The sequence below is a fragment of the Synechococcus sp. MW101C3 genome (assembly GCF_002252635.1).
GTDB lineage: Bacteria > Cyanobacteriota > Cyanobacteriia > PCC-6307 > Cyanobiaceae > MW101C3.
Window position 1 is genome coordinate 52,796 of record NZ_NQKX01000004.1, and the last position, 19,817, is coordinate 72,612.

The 19,817-nt window shown below is 67.9% G+C and carries 17 protein-coding genes; 6 read left to right on the forward strand and 11 right to left on the reverse strand.

Annotated elements, in window-relative coordinates:
* Positions 1-184 precede the first annotated feature (184 nt).
* Genes CJZ80_RS05745 through psbZ form a run of 4 tightly spaced genes read right to left on the reverse strand, consistent with a single transcriptional unit; the run spans position 185 to position 2,504 of the window.
* Positions 185-1,012: an ABC transporter permease gene (locus tag CJZ80_RS05745; protein WP_094511128.1), complete on the reverse strand. Its 828-nt coding sequence runs from the start codon at positions 1,010-1,012 to the stop codon at positions 185-187.
* A gap of 3 nt (positions 1,013-1,015) precedes the next feature.
* Positions 1,016-1,786, reverse strand: coding sequence for an ABC transporter ATP-binding protein (locus CJZ80_RS05750; protein WP_094511129.1), 771 nt, complete (start codon positions 1,784-1,786; stop codon positions 1,016-1,018).
* A 32-nt stretch (positions 1,787-1,818) separates the two neighbouring features.
* Complete coding sequence (ribH, locus tag CJZ80_RS05755; RefSeq protein ID WP_094511130.1) at positions 1,819-2,310, reverse strand: 6,7-dimethyl-8-ribityllumazine synthase; 492 nt, start codon at positions 2,308-2,310, stop codon at positions 1,819-1,821.
* Between the two features lie 5 nt (positions 2,311-2,315).
* Positions 2,316-2,504 carry a photosystem II reaction center protein PsbZ gene (gene psbZ, locus CJZ80_RS05760; protein ID WP_094511131.1) on the reverse strand — a complete coding sequence of 63 codons (189 nt, stop codon included), beginning with the start codon at positions 2,502-2,504 and terminating at the stop codon, positions 2,316-2,318.
* A 144-nt stretch (positions 2,505-2,648) separates the two neighbouring features.
* Between psbZ and mutS the strand changes: the two genes are divergently transcribed.
* Positions 2,649-5,438 carry a DNA mismatch repair protein MutS gene (gene mutS / locus CJZ80_RS05765; RefSeq protein ID WP_233132856.1) on the forward strand — a complete coding sequence of 930 codons (2,790 nt, stop codon included), beginning with the start codon at positions 2,649-2,651 and terminating at the stop codon, positions 5,436-5,438.
* An 8-nt stretch (positions 5,439-5,446) separates the two neighbouring features.
* Here mutS and CJZ80_RS05770 read toward each other — a convergent pair whose 3' ends face one another.
* Positions 5,447-6,070, reverse strand: coding sequence for a precorrin-8X methylmutase (locus CJZ80_RS05770; RefSeq protein ID WP_094511132.1), 624 nt, complete (start codon positions 6,068-6,070; stop codon positions 5,447-5,449).
* Positions 6,071-6,081: 11 nt separating this feature from the next.
* On the opposite strand from CJZ80_RS05770, the gene holA reads away from it, so the two are divergent.
* From holA to CJZ80_RS05785, 3 genes are read left to right on the forward strand one after another with little or no spacing between them, the layout of a single operon-like run.
* Positions 6,082-7,050 (forward strand): DNA polymerase III subunit delta, encoded by a 969-nt coding sequence (holA, locus tag CJZ80_RS05775; protein ID WP_094511133.1) that lies wholly within the window; start codon positions 6,082-6,084, stop codon positions 7,048-7,050.
* 34 nt (positions 7,051-7,084) lie between these two features.
* A complete protein-coding gene (locus CJZ80_RS05780; protein WP_094511134.1) occupies positions 7,085-8,929 on the forward strand; it encodes an aspartate kinase in 1,845 nt (614 codons plus the stop codon).
* Positions 8,930-10,276 (forward strand): exopolysaccharide biosynthesis polyprenyl glycosylphosphotransferase, encoded by a 1,347-nt coding sequence (locus tag CJZ80_RS05785; protein ID WP_094511135.1) that lies wholly within the window; start codon positions 8,930-8,932, stop codon positions 10,274-10,276.
* 20 nt (positions 10,277-10,296) lie between these two features.
* On the opposite strand, the gene uvrB is transcribed toward CJZ80_RS05785, so the two are convergent.
* From uvrB to CJZ80_RS05800, 3 genes are all read right to left on the reverse strand, one after another.
* Positions 10,297-12,303 (reverse strand): excinuclease ABC subunit UvrB, encoded by a 2,007-nt coding sequence (gene uvrB / locus CJZ80_RS05790; protein WP_094511508.1) that lies wholly within the window; start codon positions 12,301-12,303, stop codon positions 10,297-10,299.
* A 97-nt stretch (positions 12,304-12,400) separates the two neighbouring features.
* Entirely contained in the window at positions 12,401-12,826 is a 426-nt protein-coding gene (locus CJZ80_RS05795) for a phage holin family protein (protein ID WP_094511136.1), read from the reverse strand.
* A gap of 136 nt (positions 12,827-12,962) precedes the next feature.
* Complete coding sequence (locus CJZ80_RS05800; RefSeq protein ID WP_094511137.1) at positions 12,963-13,718, reverse strand: DUF561 domain-containing protein; 756 nt, start codon at positions 13,716-13,718, stop codon at positions 12,963-12,965.
* A 15-nt stretch (positions 13,719-13,733) separates the two neighbouring features.
* On the opposite strand from CJZ80_RS05800, the gene tilS reads away from it, so the two are divergent.
* A complete protein-coding gene (gene tilS, locus CJZ80_RS05805; protein WP_233132857.1) occupies positions 13,734-14,810 on the forward strand; it encodes a tRNA lysidine(34) synthetase TilS in 1,077 nt (358 codons plus the stop codon).
* Positions 14,810-15,520 (forward strand): hypothetical protein, encoded by a 711-nt coding sequence (locus CJZ80_RS05810; RefSeq protein ID WP_094511139.1) that lies wholly within the window; start codon positions 14,810-14,812, stop codon positions 15,518-15,520. The genes tilS and CJZ80_RS05810 overlap by 1 nt, the downstream gene beginning before the upstream one ends.
* 25 nt (positions 15,521-15,545) lie before the next feature.
* On the opposite strand, the gene CJZ80_RS05815 is transcribed toward CJZ80_RS05810, so the two are convergent.
* From CJZ80_RS05815 to CJZ80_RS05825, 3 genes are all read right to left on the reverse strand, one after another.
* A complete protein-coding gene (locus CJZ80_RS05815) occupies positions 15,546-17,522 on the reverse strand; it encodes a ribonuclease J (RefSeq protein WP_094511140.1) in 1,977 nt (658 codons plus the stop codon).
* A 126-nt stretch (positions 17,523-17,648) separates the two neighbouring features.
* A complete protein-coding gene (dapA, locus tag CJZ80_RS05820; RefSeq protein WP_094511141.1) occupies positions 17,649-18,545 on the reverse strand; it encodes a 4-hydroxy-tetrahydrodipicolinate synthase in 897 nt (298 codons plus the stop codon).
* Positions 18,542-19,660: an aspartate-semialdehyde dehydrogenase gene (locus tag CJZ80_RS05825; RefSeq protein WP_094511142.1), complete on the reverse strand. Its 1,119-nt coding sequence runs from the start codon at positions 19,658-19,660 to the stop codon at positions 18,542-18,544. Before CJZ80_RS05825 ends, dapA begins: the two co-directional genes overlap by 4 nt.
* Between the last annotated feature and the right edge of the window lie 157 nt (positions 19,661-19,817).

Below are 19,817 nucleotides of genomic sequence, written 5' to 3' on the forward strand. Positions count from 1 at the left end.
ATATAGTAGCACGCTAAGCACTTTCCCGCCAAGACTTTCACCTACAGATTCTGGAAGCTATGGCGATTCATAGGGAATTGAGGCCAGCTAACACAGCTGGCATTCACTCATTGGTGACAAGAAGCCCTGCACTCGTTGGTTACATGTAGAAGAGAGCCCCTCAAAGGAGCCATGCGCTGCAGCCTCAGACCCATAGAGGAAGGCGATACCGAACCCACTTCAAGGCTCCCACTGCGATCAAGACCCCAATGGTGTTAATGGCAAGGGAGAGTAACTCATCTCCAAGCTGGATCTGACCATCAATCAAGCTGTCCCTCACCGGTGCAAGCGCTTGGTAGAAGGGATTGAAGTCAGCGAGAACGCTGAGCTCGCCAAGGCCTTCCCGCTTGTAGAGGATTGGAGAAACAAGAAAAAGCAGCTGGAGAAGAATCGGCATCAACTGAGCAAAATCCTTGAAGCGGGCTCCCAACACGGCCATCAAAACGATGATCCAAAATGTGAATAGGAATAGATTGAGCAATGGTAGCCAGATGTAGTGAACAGCATTCAGGAGAAGGCCTGGATCAATCAATGCGAAGGCGAGGAGAACAACCACAAAGGCCTGGGCGAACGTCTGGAGCTGGAAAGCCCATTCCTCCAGGCAATAGAAGATGCTCGGCATCGCATTGTTCACGAGTTGGTCACGGCGCAGCAGGAATAGAGTGCTGCCTGCAAGCGACGCCATGCTGACGAGCCCCCAGATAGTGACACCAAATCCGAGATAGATAATGTAACGGAGAGGGTCGGCAACCTTCAGAACAGTGCCGTACACAACTCCTAAAACACCAACACTTAATAGATTGCTCAGGCCCATCCAAAAGCTACCCAGCGTGGTGCGGCTGAACCGAGCCAAGGTGCGCAACCAAGCGCTGTACCACCATGCACGCGCCGTGCGGCACGCATAACCCAGTCCATGGCCCATGGCAGGCTTTGCATCTCGCAGACTCATATCCCTCGATGAAAGCTCCTGCATCGCTCAGCCCACCCCCTTGGTGTAGGCCTCGATCGCATCCTCTAGGGAGCCATCAAACTCAAGGTGCCCGTGCATGAGAACCACCCCCCTGGTGCAGAATTGAGCGAGCAGGTCATTGGAGTGGGAGGCCAGAATCAGTGTTCCCGCTTCCCCTAAGAAGCGTGTGAGCTGGTGCCGGGCTCGGGAGAGGAACCACTGATCACCAGCCCCTAGCCCCTCGTCTAGCGCCAAGGCTTCATGCCTGAAGGCGGTAAGGAGCCCGAACTGCAGCCGGGTGCGCATGCCTTCGCTATAGGTGCGAATCGGTAGATGGATGAAATCAGCCAATTCTGTAAAGGCTGTGAGTTCCTCCAGAAAAGCGTCAAATCCCTTGATTGTGTTGCAATTGAAGAGATAGTGGGCGCGTGCAGCGTGCCTGCCGGTGAGATCGGTGTCCACCCAAAAGTTCTTATTGATCAGTGGAACCACCCGACCATAACGGCGGATACTGCCACTGCTTGGCTTGTAGATGTCACAGAGCAACCGCAAAAGGGTGGATTTACCGGCACCGTTATGGCCCAGCAATGCGACTCGCTCTCCTTTATTGACTGTGAAGCTGAGGTTATTGAGAGCGCGCACCGAGACCCCTCCTCGTTTGCCGCGGTTCAGCAGGCCGCCAGTGAGCCCACCGACGAGCGCTGCTTTGAGCGAACGACCGCCAACGCCCTCCACCGGAATGTCGAGGCAAACCCTGTCAAGCTCCACCAGCGGCTGATCACCAGGACTGGAGGCCAAGCCTCTCCTTGAAGAGAGCGTCACGCTATCGGTCAACGTACAATTGTGCCAGGTAGCACTTGCATCAGGCTGCCCATTTCCAGGGCCTGCAACGCATAGCTCCAGCCCAGGTTGCTCTTGATGCCGGCCCGCTCCAGCGCCTGCTGGAGGGTGTCGGTGGTGAGCACGCCGAAGATCACCGGCACGCCCGTATCGCGGGCCACGGCCGCCACGCCCTTGCTCACTTCGGAGCAGACGTAATCGAAGTGGGGCGTGTCGCCGCGGATCACGGCCCCGAGTGTGATCACCACCTGATAGCGGCCCGAGGCCGCCAGACGCTGCGCCACGAGGGGAATCTCGAAGCTGCCGGGCACCCACGCCACATCCAGCTGCTCGCTGCTGGGGGTGACGTCGATGCCGTGGCGAGACAGCGCATCCAGGCAGGCGCTGAGCAGCTTGCCCGTGACCAGGTCATTGAACCGGCCCACAACAATGCCGATATGGAGGCCGCTGACCTCGGTGAACCGTCCTTCGAAAACCGCCAAGGGCCTCAGACCACGAAGTAACTGATTCCCCAGTTGAGCAGAACGAGGGCCACCCAGGCGGCCCCACCCAGCAGGATCAGGCGGTTGGAGCGGCCGCTGTCTTCGGTGCTCGCGTAGAGCACTGGCACCGCCACGATCAGGGCGAACGACATCACCACCAGGGCCAGAACGGTGAGGGTGTTGAGGAGCTGCATGGGACCTGCGGGGCCTGGGGAGGGCAGTGCGACGATCTTCCCACGTGGGATTTCCCTCACCTGCGGGCGGCCGCGGGATCCTTCACATCTTGTGGGGAGCAGCTGGCCCGGGGCCCCTACCATCGCTGCAGCCAGGAGCCGCCCGTGGGCGCCGACGCCGATCGCCAGCTCTCGTTGGTGCCTGAGGAGGCGCTGCAGGGCAGTCTGTTCGGCGCCGCCGAGCCCGCAACCGCACAGGGCGAAGGAGGCAGCAGCAGCCCGGGCGATCTCGACCTGGAAGATGGCGCCCTCGCCGCCGCCGCTGCCGCCCGGCCCCGGGCCCACTCGCGCCGCAGCCTCTCCACCGATCCCGACACCGACGAAGCCCCTGCCAGCGCCGCCGGCGAAGCCAGCCCGCAGGACGTGTTGGCGGAGGACCAGCCACGCTGGCATCACCACAGCCTGGTGGCGGCGGAAGCCCTGCCGCCGATGCTGCGGCACTACGCCGAGCTCAAGCGCGCCCACCCCGAGCGGGTGCTGCTCTACCGCCTCGGCGACTTCTTCGAGTGCTTCTTCGAGGACGCGATTCAGCTGTCCCGCCTGCTGGAGCTCACGCTCACGGGCAAGGACGCCGGCAAGGCGATCGGCCGGGTGCCGATGGCCGGCATCCCCCACCACGCCGCCGAGCGCTACTGCAGTGAGCTGGTGCGCCGCGGTCTGAGCGTCGCTCTCTGCGACCAGCTGGAGACCACTGCCGCCAAGGGGGCGCTGCTGAAGCGCGACATCACCCGCGTGCTGACCCCCGGCACCGTGCTGGAGGAGGGGATGCTGGCCGCCCGGCGTAACAACTGGCTCGCGGCGGTGGTGCTGGAGCAGGGCGACTGGGGGCTGGCGGTGGCCGATGTGAGCACCGGCGAGTTCCGCCTCAGCCAACGGCAGGGGAGCGATGCCCTGCACCAGGAACTGCTGCAACTGGAGGCGGCCGAGCTGATCTGGCCCGATCCCGACGCCGCGGCGTACCCGGACGGCACCGCCGCCAAGCCGGCCTGGTGCCCACCGGCCCTGCACCTCACCCGGCTGGCGCGCACGCCGTTCAGCCTGCCGGAGGCGCGGCGCACACTGCTGCAGCGCTTTCGGCTTGCCACCACCGACGGTCTCGGGCTGGCGGAGGCGCCCCTGGCCCTGCGGGCGGCGGGCGGGTTGCTGCGCTACCTCGACGACAACCAGGCCGGCGCCCAGAGCACCGCCGCCGGCGTGGTGCCCCTCGATCCACCCAGCCTCCGCTTCGCCGGCGATCAGCTGGTGCTCGATGCCCAGACGCGGCGCAACCTGGAGATCACCCGCACCCAGCGCGACGGCCAGTTCCACGGCTCGCTGCTGTGGGCCCTCGATCGGACCATGACCGCCATGGGCGGCCGGGCCCTGCGTCGCTGGCTGGAGGCGCCGCTGATGGACCGCGCCGCCATCCACGCCCGTCAGGAGGGCGTGAGTGAGCTGGTGGAGCAGCGCGGGCTGCGGCTGGCCCTGCGCCGTCTGCTGCGGCCGATGGGCGATCTGGAGCGGCTGGCGGGGCGGGCCGGTGCGGGCACTGCCTCGGCCCGGGATCTGGTGGCCCTCGCCGATGGCCTCGAGCGGCTGCCGCGGCTGGCGGCGTTGCTGGCGGCGGCGCGCAGCGAGCCCCTGGCGGCCCTGCGCGAACCGCCGCCCGAACTGGCGGTGCTGGTGGAGCAGCTGCGTCACACCCTGCAGGACACCCCGCCACTGAGCCTCACGGAAGGGGGGCTGATCCACGACGGCGTCGACGCGCGACTCGATGGGCTGCGCAACCGGCTCGACGACCAGCAGGCCTGGCTGGTGGAGCAGGAGAAAGCGGAGCGGCAACGCAGCGGCATCCCCTCGCTGCGGGTGCAGTTTCACCGCACCTTCGGCTATTTCCTCTCGGTGAGCCGGGCCCGGGCCACACGGGTGCCCGAGCACTGGATCCGGCGCCAGACCCTCGCCAACGAGGAGCGCTTCGTGACGCCCGAACTCAAGGCGCGCGAGGGCCGCATCCTGCAGCTCCAGGCTCGCGCCGCCCAGCGGGAGTACGAACTGTTCAGCGAGCTGCGCGCCGCCGTCGGCGCCCTGGCCGCGCCGATCCGCAGCGCCGCCCGGCGCGTGGCCCGCCTCGATGCGATCGCCTCGCTGGCTGAGGTGGCCGCCACCTGCGGCTACTGCCGCCCCGAGCTCACCGGCGACCGCAGCCTCTGGATCGAGGCCGGCCGCCATCCCGTGGTGGAACAGCTGCTGGTGGAGGAGCCCTTCACCGCCAATGGCATCCACCTGGGCGAGGCGGACCAGCCCGATCTGGTGGTGCTCACCGGGCCGAACGCCAGTGGCAAGAGCTGCTATCTGCGCCAGACGGGCTTGCTGCAGCTGATGGCCCAGATCGGCAGCTGGATTCCCGCCAGCCGCGCCCGTCTCGGCCTCTGCGACCGCATCTTCACCCGGGTCGGCGCCGTGGATGACCTCGCCACCGGCCAGTCCACCTTCATGGTGGAGATGGCCGAAACGGCCAACATCCTGCACCACGCCACCGATCGCTCTCTGGTGCTGCTCGATGAGATCGGGCGCGGCACTGCCACCTTCGACGGCCTCTCGATCGCCTGGGCGGTGGCGGAGCACCTGGCCGACGGCCTGCGGGCGCGGGCGGTGTTCGCCACCCACTACCACGAGCTCAACGAGCTGGCCGAGCTGCTCCCGAACGTGGCGAACTTCCAGGTGCTGGTGGAGGAAACCGGCGATCAGCTGGTGTTCCTGCATCAGGTGCGTCCCGGCGGCGCCAGCCGCAGTTACGGCATCGAGGCGGCCCGCCTGGCCGGGGTGCCCCAGCAGGTGGTGCGCCGCGCCCGCCAGGTGCTCGGACGGATCGAGGCCAACAGCCACGTGGTGGTGGGGCTGCAGGTGGCGGCCTAGGGAAGGCCTCAGGCGCGGTCCAGCCAGGCGCGCCGCAGCAGGGCGTTCACCGCCGCCGCCGCCAGACCCGCCCCCCCCTTGCTGCCCTCCAGCCGGATCTGGGGCAGGCCGCTGGCGGCCAGGTGGCGCTTGCTCTCGGCCACCCCCACAAAGCCCACCGGCATGCCGATCACCAGCGCCGGCGGCACCACGCCCGCGACCGGCTCGGGGGCGGCCACCAGCTCCAGCAACCGTTCGAGCGCGGTGGGGGCACTGCCGATCAGCACCACCGCCCCCGGCAGGGCCGCCAGGGCCGGGGCCATCCCCGCAGCGGTGCGGGTGCTGCCTTCAGGGGCCAGCGCCGGCGCCCAGGCCAGCACGCTGTGCACCGGGTTGCCGAAGCTGCGGCGGGCCATCGGGGTCACCGCCGCCGCCGCCATCGCGGTATCGGTGAGGATCGGCGCCCCGGCCGCCAGGGCCGCCAGGCCGGCGACGCAGGCGCCCGGGCTGAAGCGCAGCTCCGGCGCAATGGCCAGATCGCCACTGCTGTGCACCAGGCGCTCGAGCACCTCCTGTTGCACGGGGTCAAGACCGGTGGGCCCCAGCCAGCCCCGGATCCGCCGCACGCTTTCGGTGAAGATCGGATGGTCCACGGCCTGCCCCGATGCCGATCCATCTCTACTGGGGCGACGACGAGGCCAGCCGTCAGCGGGCGGTGGAGGAGCTGATCACCGCGTCAGTGGATCCGGTCTGGCAGAGCATCAACCTCAGCCGGCTTGATGGCAACGACACGGCCCAGGCCGGCCAGGCCCTGATCGAGGCGCGCACCGGCCCGTTCGGCGGCGGTGACCGGGTGGTGGTGCTGCAGCGCAGCCCCTTCTGCCACACCTGTCCGGCGGAGCTGGCCACGCAGCTGGAGGCCAGCCTGGAGCTGATCCCCGCCACCAGCCACCTGGTGCTGGTAAGCGAAGGCAAACCGGACGCACGCCTGCGCACCACCAAAGCCCTCAAGGCGATCGCCAAGGAACGCAGCTTCATGCTGCCGGCGGTGTGGGATGGAGAGGGCCAGCTGGAACTGGTGCGCAGCACTGCCCGCTCCCTGGGCCTGACGGCCACGCCGGTGGCGATCGAAGCGCTGGCGGGTGCGATCGGCAGCGACAGCGCCCGCCTGGCCAGCGAGCTGGAGAAGCTCGCCGTGTTCTGCGGTGAGCGCCCGATCGACGGCGCGGCGGTGGCGGCGCTGGTGGCGGGCCACAGCACCAGCAGCCTGGCGGTGGGGGAAGCGCTGCTGCGCGGGGACGCCGGCGAGGCCATCGCCCTGGTGGACGAGCTGGTGCGGGCGGGCGAACCGGCGCTGCGGATCGTGGCCACGCTGGCCGGCCAGCTGCGGGGCTGGGTGTGGGTGAGCCTGCTGGACGCCCAGGGCGAACAGGACGTGGCCGTGATCGCCAAGGCGGCCGGCATCGGCAACCCCAGGCGCATCTACGTGCTGCGCAAGCAGTTGCGCGGACGGTCGGCGGAGCGGCTGCTGCGGTTGCTGGGGCAGTTGCTGGAGGTGGAGGCGGCGCTCAAACGGGGCACCGAAGCCGGCGACGCCTTCCGCGATGGGTTCCTGTCAGCCCCCCTCCGATAATCAGGACCGATCCACCGTTCGCGCGCGCACCGGGATGGCCCTGCTGGTTCAGAAGTTCGGGGGCACCTCCGTCGGCAGCGTGGAACGCCTGCAGGCCGTGGCGCGTCGCATCGCCGCCAGCCGCGAGGAGGGCCACGATCTGGTGATCGTGGTGTCGGCCATGGGCCACACCACCGACGAACTCACCGGCCTGGCCCGGGCGATCACCACCACCCCTCCCCAGCGGGAGATGGACATGCTGCTGGCCACCGGTGAGCAGGTGTCGATCGCCCTGCTGGCGATGGCGCTGCAGGCGATCGGCGTGCCGGCCGTGTCGATGACCGGCGCCCAGGTGGGGATCGTCACTGAATCGTCCTACGGGCGCGCGCGGATCCTGGAGGTGCGCACCGACCGGATCGAGCGGTTGCTGGAGGAGGGCCAGGTGGTGGTGGTGGCAGGCTTCCAGGGCACCAGCAGCGGCAGCGCCGGTACGCCGGAGATCACCACCCTGGGCCGCGGCGGCTCCGACACCTCGGCCGTGGCGCTGGCGGCGGCGCTGGCGGCCTCGGTGTGCGAGATCTACACCGATGTGCCGGGCGTGCTCACCACCGACCCCCGCAAGGTGGCGGATGCCCAGCTGATGGAGCAGGTGAGCTGCGACGAGATGCTGGAGCTGGCCAGCCTCGGCGCCTCGGTGTTGCACCCACGGGCGGTGGAGATCGCCCGCAACTACGGCGTGCCGCTGGTGGTGCGCTCCAGTTGGAGCGAGGCCCCCGGCACCCGGCTCACCAGTGGCCCGCCGCGCCCGATCGGCAGCGGTGGGCTGGAACTGGGCCGTCCCGTCGATGGCGCCGATCTCGAGGAGCACCAGGCGGTGCTGGCCCTCACCCGCGTGCCCGACCGACCCGGTGTGGCCGCCCTGCTGTTCGAGGCCCTCTCGGCCGCCGGCCTGAACGTGGATCTGATCGTGCAATCGACCCATGACGGCACTACCAACGACATCGCCTTCACCGTGGCGGAGGATCAGCTGGAGGCCTCACTCACGGTGTGCCGCGCTCTGCTCGGCGATCTCCAGGCCGACGACACGGCCCTGAGCAGCGAGGCGGGCCTGGCCAAGCTGAGCATCTCCGGAGCCGGGATCATGGGGCGGCCGGGCATTGCCGCGCGCCTGTTCGACACCCTGGCGCGCTACGGGATCAACCTGCGCATGATCGCCACCAGCGAGGTGAAGGTGAGTTGCCTGGTGGACGGCAGCCAGGGCCACAGGGCCCTGCGGGCCGCCGCCGAAGTGTTCGAGCTGCAGGAGCACCAGCTGCGCCAGAACCCGCTGCCCTGCAGGGTCAACGATCCCGCTGTGCGCGGCGTGGCCCTCGACCGGGATCAGGCCCAGGTGGCCGTGCGGCAGGTGCCCGATCGGCCCGGCACCGCCGCCGCCGTCTGCCGCAGCCTGGCGGATGCGGGCATCAGCCTCGACACGATCGTGCAGTCGGAGCGCACCCGCGGGGAAGGGCCCACCCGCAGCCGCGACATGAGCTTCACGCTGCGACGGGAGGATCTGGCGCGGGCCCGCCAGGCACTGCAACCGCTGCTGCTGCAGTGGCCGGAAGCGAGCTTCGAGCAGGGCAGCGCCATCGCCCGGGTCAGCGCTGTGGGCGCCGGCATGCCCTGCACACCCGGCACGGCGGGCCGCATGTTCCGGGCCCTGGCGGCAGCGGGCATCAACATCGAGATGATCGCCACCAGCGAGATCCGCACCAGCTGTGTGGTGGCCGAAGACGACGGGGTGAAGGCCCTGCAGGCCGTGCACGCCTGCTTCGCGCTGGGCGGCGAGTCCAGCCATCAGGCGCAAGGCAGCGAGGCTCCCGCCAGCCACGACGCCGCCCTCCCCGCAGACGCCTAGGTGCACTGGCTCTCCACCCGTCGATGGCTGGCCCTGGCGGCGGGGCTGGATGCCGCCGGCCTCATCGTGCTGGCGTTGCTGATCGGCCGGGCGCGCCAGGCGCCGAGCGATCCGAGCGCCGGCCTGCTGCTGATCCTGGTCTTGCTCTACTGGACCTTCGGCTGGCTGTTCGGTTCGTACACCGTGCTGCGCCGCGCCGACATGCGCCGCATGCGCCTGGCCCTGCGGCTCGGGGTCACGAGCGCGGTGTCGCTCAGTGCCGCCGCCCTGCTGGGCTGGTTGGTGCGGGCAGGCCCGGCTGTGGCCGTGCTGCACCGCGGCAGCCTCATCCCGCTGTTCGTGTTGCTGGCCCTGTGGAGCGCCTTGGTGCGGCTGGCGATCCGGCAGGTCTCCAGCCACCCCGGCAACGACCACTGGCGGGTGCTGGCGCTGCCGGAGGAAATCGCGGCGATCGAGCGGGAGTGGGGGCACCAGGCGGGGAGACCGGCACTGGCCATCCAGGATGCGCGCGCCCAGGCGTCGCCGGTGGACGGCCATCCCATGGACCGTGAAAAGCTGCCGGGCGGGCTGGATGGCATCGCCCTCAGCCCGGGTGTGCAGGCCGACCCCGCCCTGATGCGGCAGGCGGAGCAGCTGGCCTGGCTGGGCGGGCCACTCACCACCCTGGCCGAGATGGCCGAGCAGGAGCTGCAACGCATCCCGCCGCAGTGGGTGGGCCACCAATGGCTGCTGTTCTCCGGGCGGATCGAAGGGCGTCAGCCCACGGTGGAGAGGCAGCTCAAGCGCTTCGCCGATGTGGCCATCAGCCTGCTGCTGCTGCTGCTGGCTGCGCCGCTGCTGCTGCCGGCTGCAGCCCTGATCCACCTGGGCGATGGCGGACCTGTGTTCTACCGCCAGCGTCGCTCTGGCCTGATGGGCAAAGCCATTGAGGTGATCAAGCTGCGCTCGATGGTGCGACAGGCGGAACTGGGCGGGGCCAGGTGGTCGGAGCCCAATGATCAACGCATCACCCCGGTGGGTGTGTGGCTGCGGCGCACCCGCCTCGATGAACTGCCCCAGCTGCTGAACGTGCTGCGCGGCGAGATGAGCCTGATCGGCCCACGGCCGGAGCGGCCGGAGCTGGAAGGGGAGCTGGAGCAGCGCATCCCCCACTACCGGCTGCGGCACTGGATCCGCCCGGGCCTGAGCGGCTGGGCCCAGGTGAACATGCCCTACAGCTCCAGCGTGGAAGATGCGCAGCTGAAGCTCAGCTACGACCTCTACTACCTGCGCAACGGCAGCATCTGGCTGGATCTGCTGATCCTCGCCAAAACGATCAAAACCGTGCTGAAGGCCTCCGGGCGTTGACCAGCTGATCGCAGCAGGGCTCAGTGATGACCCACCAGTTTCTGACGCAACTGCTTGATGCGATCGCGCAGGTTGGCCGCTTCTTCGAAGTCGAGGTTCTTGGCGGCCGTTTTCATCTTTTCCTCCAGCTGGGTGATCAGCTCCGGAAGCGCTTCGAGCGGGGCTTCGTTGTGAACAGCCAGCTCCACAGCCTGCTCCAGCTGATCGTCGTTGAGGCGGCGGGACACCTCCAGGTAGGCCAGGATCGAGTTGCCGGCCCGCTTGCCGGCGGGGGTGGGGGTGATGCCGTGCTCTTCGTTGTAGGCATGCTGGATGGCACGCCGTCGCTCGGTTTCGGAAATAGCCTTCGCCATCGAATCCGTGAGGTTGTCGCCATAGAGCAACGCCACCCCACTCACATGGCGGGCGGCGCGGCCGATCGTCTGGATCAAGGAGCGTTCTGCCCGCAGGAAGCCTTCCTTATCGGCATCGAGAATCGCCACCAGCGACACTTCCGGAAGATCGAGCCCTTCGCGCAGCAGATTCACACCCACCAGAGCATCGAACGCGCCATTGCGGAGATCCTGGATGATCTCGATGCGCTCGATCGAGTGGATCTCGGAGTGGAGATAGCGCACCCGCACCCCATTTTCGGCCAGGTAATCGGTGAGATCCTCCGCCATGCGCTTGGTGAGCGTGGTGATCAGGCTGCGCTCCGAGCGCTCCGCCCGCACCCGGATTTCAGCCAGCAGATCATCCACCTGCCCCTCGGTGGGGCGCACCTCCACGATCGGATCCAGCACGCCGGTGGGGCGAATCACCTGCTGGGCGATGTGGCCCTCGCTCTGCTGCATCTCCCATTGCCCCGGAGTGGCGGACACGAAGATGGTCTGGCGGGCCTTTTCCCAGAACTCCTCCGCCTTGAGCGGGCGGTTGTCAGCGGCGCTGGGCAGGCGAAAGCCGTGGTCGATCAGCACCTGCTTGCGTGCCTGGTCGCCGTTGTACATGGCATGCAGCTGGGAGCAGGTGACGTGGCTTTCATCCACCACCAGCAGCCAGTCGTCGGGGAAGTAATCGATCAGGCATTCGGGCGGAGTGCCGGCCTGGCGGCCCGCGAGGTGGCGGGCGTAGTTCTCCACGCCGTTGCAGTAGCCCACTTCCTTGAGCATTTCCAGGTCGTAGGTGGTGCGCTGCTCGAGGCGCTGGGCCTCCAGCAGCTTGCCCTGCGCATGCAGCACCTCGAGACGATCGCGTAGCTCCGTGCGGATCGCGTCGATCGCCACTTCGAGCCGATCTTTTGGGGTCACGAAGTGTTTGGCGGGGTAGATGTTCACCGCCTCCAGGCTCTGCAATATCTCACCGGTGGTGGGGTCCACGTAGCGGATCGCCTCCACCTCATCCCCGAACAGCTCAATCCGCACGAGCCTGTCTTCATAGGCGGGGCCGATCTCCAGCACATCGCCCTTCACCCGGAAGCGGCCGCGGCCCGCCTCCAGGTCATTGCGGGAATACTGGTTGTTCACCAGCTCCCGCAGCGAGCCGCGCAGATTGAGCGTCTCCCCCACCTGGAACTTCACCGCCGCCTTGAGGTATTCCGAGGGGATACCGAGGCCATAGATGCAGCTGATCGAGGCCACCACGATCACATCGCGGCGCTCGAACAGCGAACGGGTGGCGGAGTGCCGCAGCATGTCGATCTCTTCGTTGATCGAGGCCGTCTTGGCGATGTAGGTATCAGAAACAGGAACGTAGGCTTCGGGCTGGTAGTAGTCGTAATAGGAGATGAAATACTCAACGGCGTTCTCTGGAAAGAACTCGCGCAGTTCGTTGCACAGCTGCGCCGCCAATGTCTTGTTATGGGCCAGCACCAGGGCGGGTCTGCCGGTGCGGGCGATCACATTCGCGATCGAGAAGGTCTTGCCCGTTCCGGTGGCGCCCAGCAGGGTCTGAAAGCGCTGCCCCTGCTCCACGCCGCGGGTGAGGGTCTCGATGGCGGTCGGTTGATCCCCCTTGGGTTCGTAAGGGGCTGTGAGCTGATAACGGGGCATGCCGCTCGGATGCCAGGCCAGGCCTGCCGGTAGCACCTGATCCTAAGGAAGCCGCAAGGGGTGAAGCGGCGGAGAGCCGCCCAGCGCCCGCCAGTTTTCAGCTGAGGCCGGCCCCGGCCAGCAGACCTGCACGGGTGAAGCTCACATTGAGGCCCAGCAGGCCGAGAATCAAGGTGCTGAGGATGCTGTAGGCCAGGGCGCCGAAGATCGCACTCACCGCTCCACCGCGCAGCCGGAAGCCCTGGATCAGCCACGCCGCCAAGGCGAACAGGATGATCGTGATCAGCCAGTTGAACAGGAAGGTCACCGGGGCGATCAATCCACCCAGGCTGGTGACCGCCCAGGGGAGAGCGAGCAGCAGTTTCAGCGGCCACACCAGCAGGGTGCCCAGCAGGCCGATCACCACAGCAGAGAGCATGGCCGTCCCGAAGCTGGACATCTCCACCCCCAGGGGGAGAGCCGCCACGATCAGCAGGATGCCGGCGCGGATGGGCCACTGCAGCAGCCAGACAAAGGCTCCCATGCGTCAAAGATGCGGACACTGAACCCTATCCACCACACCAGGGGGTGGATAGGGCGCTGGGCACATTCCTTCATGGCCCAGGAGACAGGCGAAGCAACCGTGGCGGCAACCAGCTTTGGCCAGACAGCCAATCGGATCAATGAACGGCTGCCGGAACGCCGTTGAGCGCCTCGCGCAGGCTGCGCACCACCGCAACCATCGCCAGGTCGTCGTGGAGGCGGTTGATGGCCGAGCCCACGCCCACGCCGCTGGCGCCGGCGGCGATCGCCAGCGGCAGGCTGACGGCCGAGAGGCCGGAGGCGCACAGCACCGGCAGGGGGACGGCGCGGCTGATCGTGTGGGCCGCCGCCAGGGTGGGTGCCGCCTTCTCGATCAGGCCGAGGATGCCGGCGCTGTGGGGGAGGGCACTGGTGCCGCCTTCGGTCTGGATGATGTCAGCGCCTTCGGCGGCCAGGGCCACTGCCAGCTGCTCCTGCTGGTCCAGCGGCAGGATGTGCGGGACGGTGACAGACAGCACCACGTCGGGAAGTAACTGCCGGGTGCGGCGGGTGAGGGCGATCACCTCCTCGGCACCGAAGCGGCGGCCCAGCGGATAGAAGGCATCGAAATTGCCGATCTCCACCATGGCGGCGCCGGCGGCGACCACCGCGGGGAACAGCTCGGGGTCGACCGCCGAGGCGCAGATCGGCAGACCGGAGGCCGCCGTCGCCAGCCGGACCAGCTCGGGGTCACAGGCCACGTCGATCAGGTCGGCGCCGCCAGCGCCCGCCGCCCGGCTCACCGCCGCCACCGAGGCCGTGTCGCGATTGGTGAGGCCCGCGATCACCTTCAGCATCCGCCGCGAGGCCAGCGAAGCTTGCAGAGCAGCGGGCAGACTGGCAAGACGGGACATCGGCGGGGGCAGCGGATGACTGGCATTGTCCCACCCGCCATGCACGGGGAGCCGCCAGCTGCCGCCTCCCCGTGGAGCCCTCTTCACCTGCGCCTGCACCGCACCCTGCTGCTGCAGCCCGAGCTGCTGCCACCGGGGGAGCGGCTGCTGCTGGCGGTTTCCGGCGGGCAGGATTCGATGGCGATGACCGGGCTGCTGCTCGACCTGCGCCGCCTGCACCACTGGCAACTCCATCTCTGGCACGGCGATCACGGCTGGCGCCCCGAAGCCAGCAGCCAGGCCCGGGAGCTTGCCACCTGGGCCAGGCAGCAGCAGTTGCCGCTGGAGCTGGCCACCCCTGACCGAGCGCTGGCCTCGGAAGCGGAGGCACGGGAATGGCGTTACCACTGCCTGCAGCACCAGGCGCTGGGGCTGGGTTGCCGCCGGGTGGCCACGGGCCACACCGCCAGCGACCGCGCCGAAACCATGCTTCTGCACCTGGCCCGCGGCACCCATCTGCGGGGCCTGGCGAGCCTGAGACGCCTGCGTCCCAGCAGCGGCACTGTTCAGATCGCCCGGCCGCTGCTGGGGCTGATGCGTCAAGAAACGGAGCGGTTCTGCGCAGACCGTGGCCTGCCCGTGTGGCCCGACTCCAGCAACACGGATCCTCGCTTCAGCCGCAACCGCATCCGCCATCAGGTGCTGCCGGTGCTGGAGGAGCTGCATCCCGGGGCCAGCCGGCGCATGAACGCCCTGGCCGAACGGCTGGAGCACGGCCAGGCGCTGCAGAGCGAGCTGCTGGCCCTCAGCATCGCAGCGCTCAGCGAGCCTGACAGCCCCCGCACGCTCAGGCGTGCCGCCCTTGCCGGTCTGTCGGCGGCCACTCAGCGGGTGGTGCTGCACCACTGGATCGAGCGGGAAACGGGCTCCGGGCCGCTGAGCTCCCAGCTGGAGCGTCTGAGGCAGCGGTTGCCGCCGGAGCGCGGGGCTGGCAGCCTGGATCTTGCCGAGGGCTGGCGGCTGGTGTGGGGGCGCGCAACGCTCACACTGGAGCGGTCAGTCAGCCGCACCGATCCAGCATCGGCTTCGACCCTCCACGCCACCCCCCACTGATGTCCGAAGTGTTCGATCAGGCCAGCTTCGATCGCAACTACGGCGTTGTGGAGCTGGCCTACAGCCAGGGTCGCTACGACGAAGCCCTGTCCGGCGCCGAAGCGTTGATGAAGGAAGTGGAGGGCACGGGGAACCGTCCCCAGGTGCTCCGCCTCAAGCTGCTGCTCGGTCACATCAATTTCTATGGGCTGCAGCAGCCGCTACGCGCCGGGCAGCTGTACCACAACGTGCTCGACAACGCCCTCGACCCCATCTACCGCGACCTGGCGGCGCAGGGGGTGGAGCTCACCGAGAAGGCGTTGCAACAACAGGCCAGTGAGTCCGAGCCGGGGCATGTTGCTGATCGACCGGCCAAGCCAAAGATCGGCGGCAACGCCGCCATGCCCTGGCTGAGCGGTAACGGGGACGACGAGGAGGCAGAGCTGCTCGACCTCGAGGCAAGCGCGTACAGCTCGCTGCCGTTCATGCCCACGACCCCGAAGGGCGGCTCTGCCCAGGGTGCGGCCTCCGGCAGCAGCAGACTGGCGATCGACACGGTGCTGCCGGTCCCGCCCCCCATCGAGACCGTGAACGTGCGGGTGGTGGAAGACACCACGCCGGCAACCCGCTGGACCGCCGATGCGGGGCTCACGTCCCTGCCTCCGCTGGAAATCAGCCCCGAAGAGGAAGCGGAGCTGATGAAAGGACTGCTGCGGGTGGTGCTGGACTGAGGCCCAGCACCACCCGGCAGCGGCGTCAGCCCGCGGCGGTGGAACGGCGGCGGCGCACCCGGTTGGCGGGCATTTCAGGTTCCTCGCGGCGCTCTGCCTGAGGCTCCTCCTTGGCGACGGCGGCCGCTGGTGCGGCCACGGCGAGTTGACGAGCTGGCGTGGCGGCAGCCGCCGGGGCCGTGCGCACCGCACCATCCCGCACCACCTCGCGGCTCTGGTGCCGCACCGTGCGGGGAGCCGGCCGGGTGTCGGGCTCGGCTTCGGCGCGGCCCTTGTAGGCGGGCGTGCCACCAGGAGCAGGCTGGACCAGACAGATGATCAGCGGCTCCACCTGCAGCTCGCGGCGCAGCCGGCGCTGCAGCCCCACTTCGATCTCGCGCTGCACGCCCACCCAATCCACATCGGGTGCCTTGCCGCCGCTGTTGCGGGAGAGCTGATTCCAGCGGTTCTCCAGCACCCAGGTGATCTCACGCTCGGCCCAGACCGAGAGCTTGCGGGCATCGGCTGTGGTGACCACGCCGCGCAGGTTCACCCGCGGCGGGGCCGCCATCACGCCATCGGTGCTGATCACGGTGAGCAGGGTGATCACCCCGTCTTCAGCCAGCTGCTGGCGCTCCTTGAGCACACGAGCGTCGACGATGCCGTTGCGGGAGGCATCGAGCAGCTCAATGCCGGCCTTCACCGGTTCCCCTTTGTGGATGCGGTCGGGGGTGAGTTCCACCACATCGCCGTTGTCGATGATGAGGATGTTGTCGGCGGGGACCCCCATCGACTGGGCCGTCCTGGAGTGGCATACGAGCATGCGGTGCTCACCGTGCACGGGCACGAAGAACTTCGGCCGGGTAAGCGCCAGCATCAACTTGTGATCCTCCTGGCAACCGTGTCCGGACACGTGGATGCCCTCGCCTTTGCCGTACACAACCTTCGCCCCCATCATCATCAGCCGGTCGATGGTGTTCACCACTGAGATGGTGTTGCCGGGGATCGGGCTGGCCGAGAAGATGATCGTGTCGGTGGATTTCACCTGCACCTGCGGGTGCTCGCCACGGGAGATGCGGCTCAGGGCAGCGAGGGGTTCACCCTGGCTGCCGGTCATCAGCAGCAGGGTTTCACGGTCGGGCAGATCACGGATCTGCTTGATCGGTACGAACAGCTCATCGGGGCAGCGGATATAGCCCAGCTCGCGCGCCTTGGCGATCACGTTGAGCATGGAGCGGCCCAGCAGGCCCACCTTGCGGCCGTGCTTCATGGCCAGCTCCAGAATCATCGACACCCGATGCACCGAGCTGGCGAAGGTGGTGACGATCACCCGCCCTTCGGCATTGGCGAAGTGTCGGTCCAGATTCGGGAACACAGCCCGCTCGGGCGGGGTGAAGCCGGGAATCTCGGCATTGGTGGAGTCGCTGAACAGGCAGAGCACGCCCTGCTCGCCGTAATGGGCCATGCGCTGGATGTCGAAGTATTCGCCATCCACCGGGGTGTGGTCGAACTTGAAATCGCCGGTGAACACCACCACGCCCACGGGGGTTGTGATCGCAAGGCTGAAGCTGTCAGCGATCGAGTGGGTGTTGCGGATGAACTCCACCTTGAAATGCTGCCCCACCTTCACCACATCGCGGGGGCTCACGGTTTGGATGACGGTGCGATCGGTGACCGCTGCCTCCTCCATTTTCCCCTGCAGCATGGACATCGCCAGCCGCGGCCCGTAGATCACGGGGATGTTGAAGTTCTTGAGGTGATGCGGAATGCCACCGATGTGATCTTCGTGACCGTGGGTCACGATCATGCCGCGGATGCGCTTCTGGTTTTCGCGCAGATAGCTGGTGTCGGGGAGCACCACGTTCACGCCGTGCATGCCGTCGCTGGGGAAGGCGAGGCCGGCATCCACCAGCATCAGGTCATCGCCGTACTCGAACACGCAGGTGTTCTTGCCGATCTCGTGCAGGCCGCCGAGGGGAATCACTCGGAGACAGGGTTGTTTGCCGTTGGTGCTTGAGGTCATCAGGGGTGTCTCCGGATCAGATCCGGAACGAAGGGGAATGGAGCCGTGGAGCAGATGTTGTGGTCTGGTGCGGTGAAGCTGAAGCAGGAGTTCCGGGCGAGGCCATGCCGGAGGGGAGCCTTGGCGTCACGTGGGACGCAGGGCGGCCAGGGCCGTGGTCAATCGTTCGCGCACATCGCTGTCGGCAGAAACAAGAGGAAGTCGGGGGGCGCCCACGGGCCAGCCTTCGAGCTGCAGGGCGGCCTTGACCGGGATCGGATTGGTACTGGAGAACAGCGCCCGGCACAGCGGCATCATCTGCTCGTGCAGCGCCTGGGCGGTGGCATGGTCGCCGGCATGGAAGGCGGTGATCATCTGCCGGATCCGGGGGCCCACCAGATGGCTGGCCACGCTCACCACACCCACAGCCCCGAGCGCCAGCATCGGCAGGGTGAGGGCATCGTCGCCGCTGTAGATCGCCAGGGCCGAGCCACAGCGGACCCTTAGCTGGGTGACTTCGTCGGTGCTGCCACTGGCGGCCTTGTAGCTCACCACGTTGGGCAGATCCATCAGCCGCTCGGTGGTCTCCGGGGCCAGGCTGCAGGAAGTGCGGCCGGGGATGTTGTAAAGCATGATCGGCAGCTCCGGCACGGCGCTGGCGACGGCCCGGAAGTGGGCCTCGAGCCCCTCCTGGGGCGGTTTGTTGTAGTAAGGCACCACCACCAGGGCACCGTCGGCACCGAGCGCGGCCGCCTGGGAGATCGCCTCCACGGCCTCGGCCGTGCAGTTGCTGCCGGTGCCGGCGAGCACCTTGGCGCCGGGTCCCACCGCCTCCTTCACAGCCTGGAACAGCTGATGCTGCTCATCCCAGCTGAGCGTGGGGGATTCGCCGGTGGTGCCGCACACCACCAGACCGTCGGAGCCATGGGCGACCAGGTGCACCGCCAGGCGGGCAGCCAGATCGAGATCAAGGGAGCCATCGGCCGCGAACGGCGTGACCATGGCGGTGAGCACCCGGCCGAAAGGCGCGGCAACCAGTGTCAACCGGCACCTCCTGCAAGGGATTGCGCGCGGGATGGTGTTGCCGCGGAGGGCTCGGCCCTGCCACCTGGGGGCTGGCGGGACGGGTCGAACAGCAGCTCGGCGATCTGGATGGCGTTGAGCGCGGCCCCCTTGCGGATCTGATCACCACAGAGCCAGAGCTCCAGCGCATGTGGATCGCTGATGTCCTGGCGCAGCCGACCGATCGCCACAGGATCCCTGCCGGTCACATCGGTGGGCATGGGGAAACGGTTGGCATCGAAATCCTCGATCAGCTCCACACCGGGTGCCGCCGCCAGCAGGGCACGGGCCTCCTCGGGGGGGAAGGGCTCTTCGAACTCGATGTTCACCGCCTCCGAATGGGCCCTGAGCACGGGCACGCGCACGCAGGTGGCGGTGAGGCGCAGCTGCGGCAGCTGCATGATCTTGCGGGTTTCATTGACCATCTTCAGCTCCTCCTCGCAGTAACCGTTGCCCTGCAGCGGCGAGTTGTGCAGGAAGAGGTTGAAGGCGAGCGAGTGGGGCAGCACCGTGCTCACGGGCTGGCCACCATCGAGCACGGTGCGGCTGAGCGCGCGCAGCTCCTCCATCGCCCGGGCTCCCGCGCCGCTGGCCGATTGGTAGGTGCTCACCACGACACGCCGGATCGGACGCCGGGCCTGAAGAGGAGCCAGGGCCAGGGTGAGCAGGATCGTGGTGCAGTTGGGGTTGGCCACGATGCCCCGGTGGGCGAACGCCGCCGCCGGATTCACTTCGGGCACCACCAGCGGCACATCCTCATCCAGGCGGAACGCGCTGGAGTTGTCGATCACCACGGCGCCGGCCGCCACCGCCACTGGCGCCCACTGCCGGGAGATGGAGCCGCCCGCAGAGGCCAGGACCAGGTCCACCCCTTCGAAGGCGTCCGGGGCGACCGGCTGGACGGTGAGCGACTCGCCCCGCCAGGTGAGGCTGCGGCCAGCGGAGCGGGGGGAGGCCAGCAGGCGCAGCTCGGCCACCGGGAACTGGCGTTCCTCCAGCAGCTCAAGCAGTTCACAGCCCACCGCACCGGTGGCGCCGAGTACGGCGACGGTGAGCGGCTGGCGGTTCAGGAAGGAGGCGGATGGTGCGGTGGACAACGTGGCGGGGGAGAACGGAGCAGTAACGAAAATGGATTCAGACGGGGTGGAGCCGAAACGGATCAGGAGGCAGCGGCCGGGCCTTGCAACGAGCGCTTGGAAAGAGAACGGAGTGGGCCGACCGACGAAGCGAGGGAAATGAAGACAGACGAAAAGG

Excerpts from the sequence above, each read along its gene's own strand:
- CJZ80_RS05745 (WP_094511128.1), bottom strand. The coding sequence starts at position 1,012 with ATGCAGGAGCTTTCATCGAGGGATATGAGTCTGCGAGATGCAAAGCCT.
- psbZ (WP_094511131.1), bottom strand. The coding sequence starts at position 2,504 with ATGCAGCTCCTCAACACCCTCACCGTTCTGGCCCTGGTGGTGATGTCG.
- holA (WP_094511133.1), top strand. The coding sequence starts at position 6,082 with ATGCCGATCCATCTCTACTGGGGCGACGACGAGGCCAGCCGTCAGCGG.
- CJZ80_RS05780 (WP_094511134.1), top strand. The coding sequence starts at position 7,085 with ATGGCCCTGCTGGTTCAGAAGTTCGGGGGCACCTCCGTCGGCAGCGTG.
- uvrB (WP_094511508.1), bottom strand. The coding sequence starts at position 12,303 with ATGCCCCGTTATCAGCTCACAGCCCCTTACGAACCCAAGGGGGATCAA.
- CJZ80_RS05795 (WP_094511136.1), bottom strand. The coding sequence starts at position 12,826 with ATGGGAGCCTTTGTCTGGCTGCTGCAGTGGCCCATCCGCGCCGGCATC.
- CJZ80_RS05800 (WP_094511137.1), bottom strand. The coding sequence starts at position 13,718 with ATGTCCCGTCTTGCCAGTCTGCCCGCTGCTCTGCAAGCTTCGCTGGCC.
- tilS (WP_233132857.1), top strand. The coding sequence starts at position 13,734 with ATGACTGGCATTGTCCCACCCGCCATGCACGGGGAGCCGCCAGCTGCC.
- CJZ80_RS05810 (WP_094511139.1), top strand. The coding sequence starts at position 14,810 with ATGTCCGAAGTGTTCGATCAGGCCAGCTTCGATCGCAACTACGGCGTT.
- CJZ80_RS05815 (WP_094511140.1), bottom strand. The coding sequence starts at position 17,522 with ATGACCTCAAGCACCAACGGCAAACAACCCTGTCTCCGAGTGATTCCC.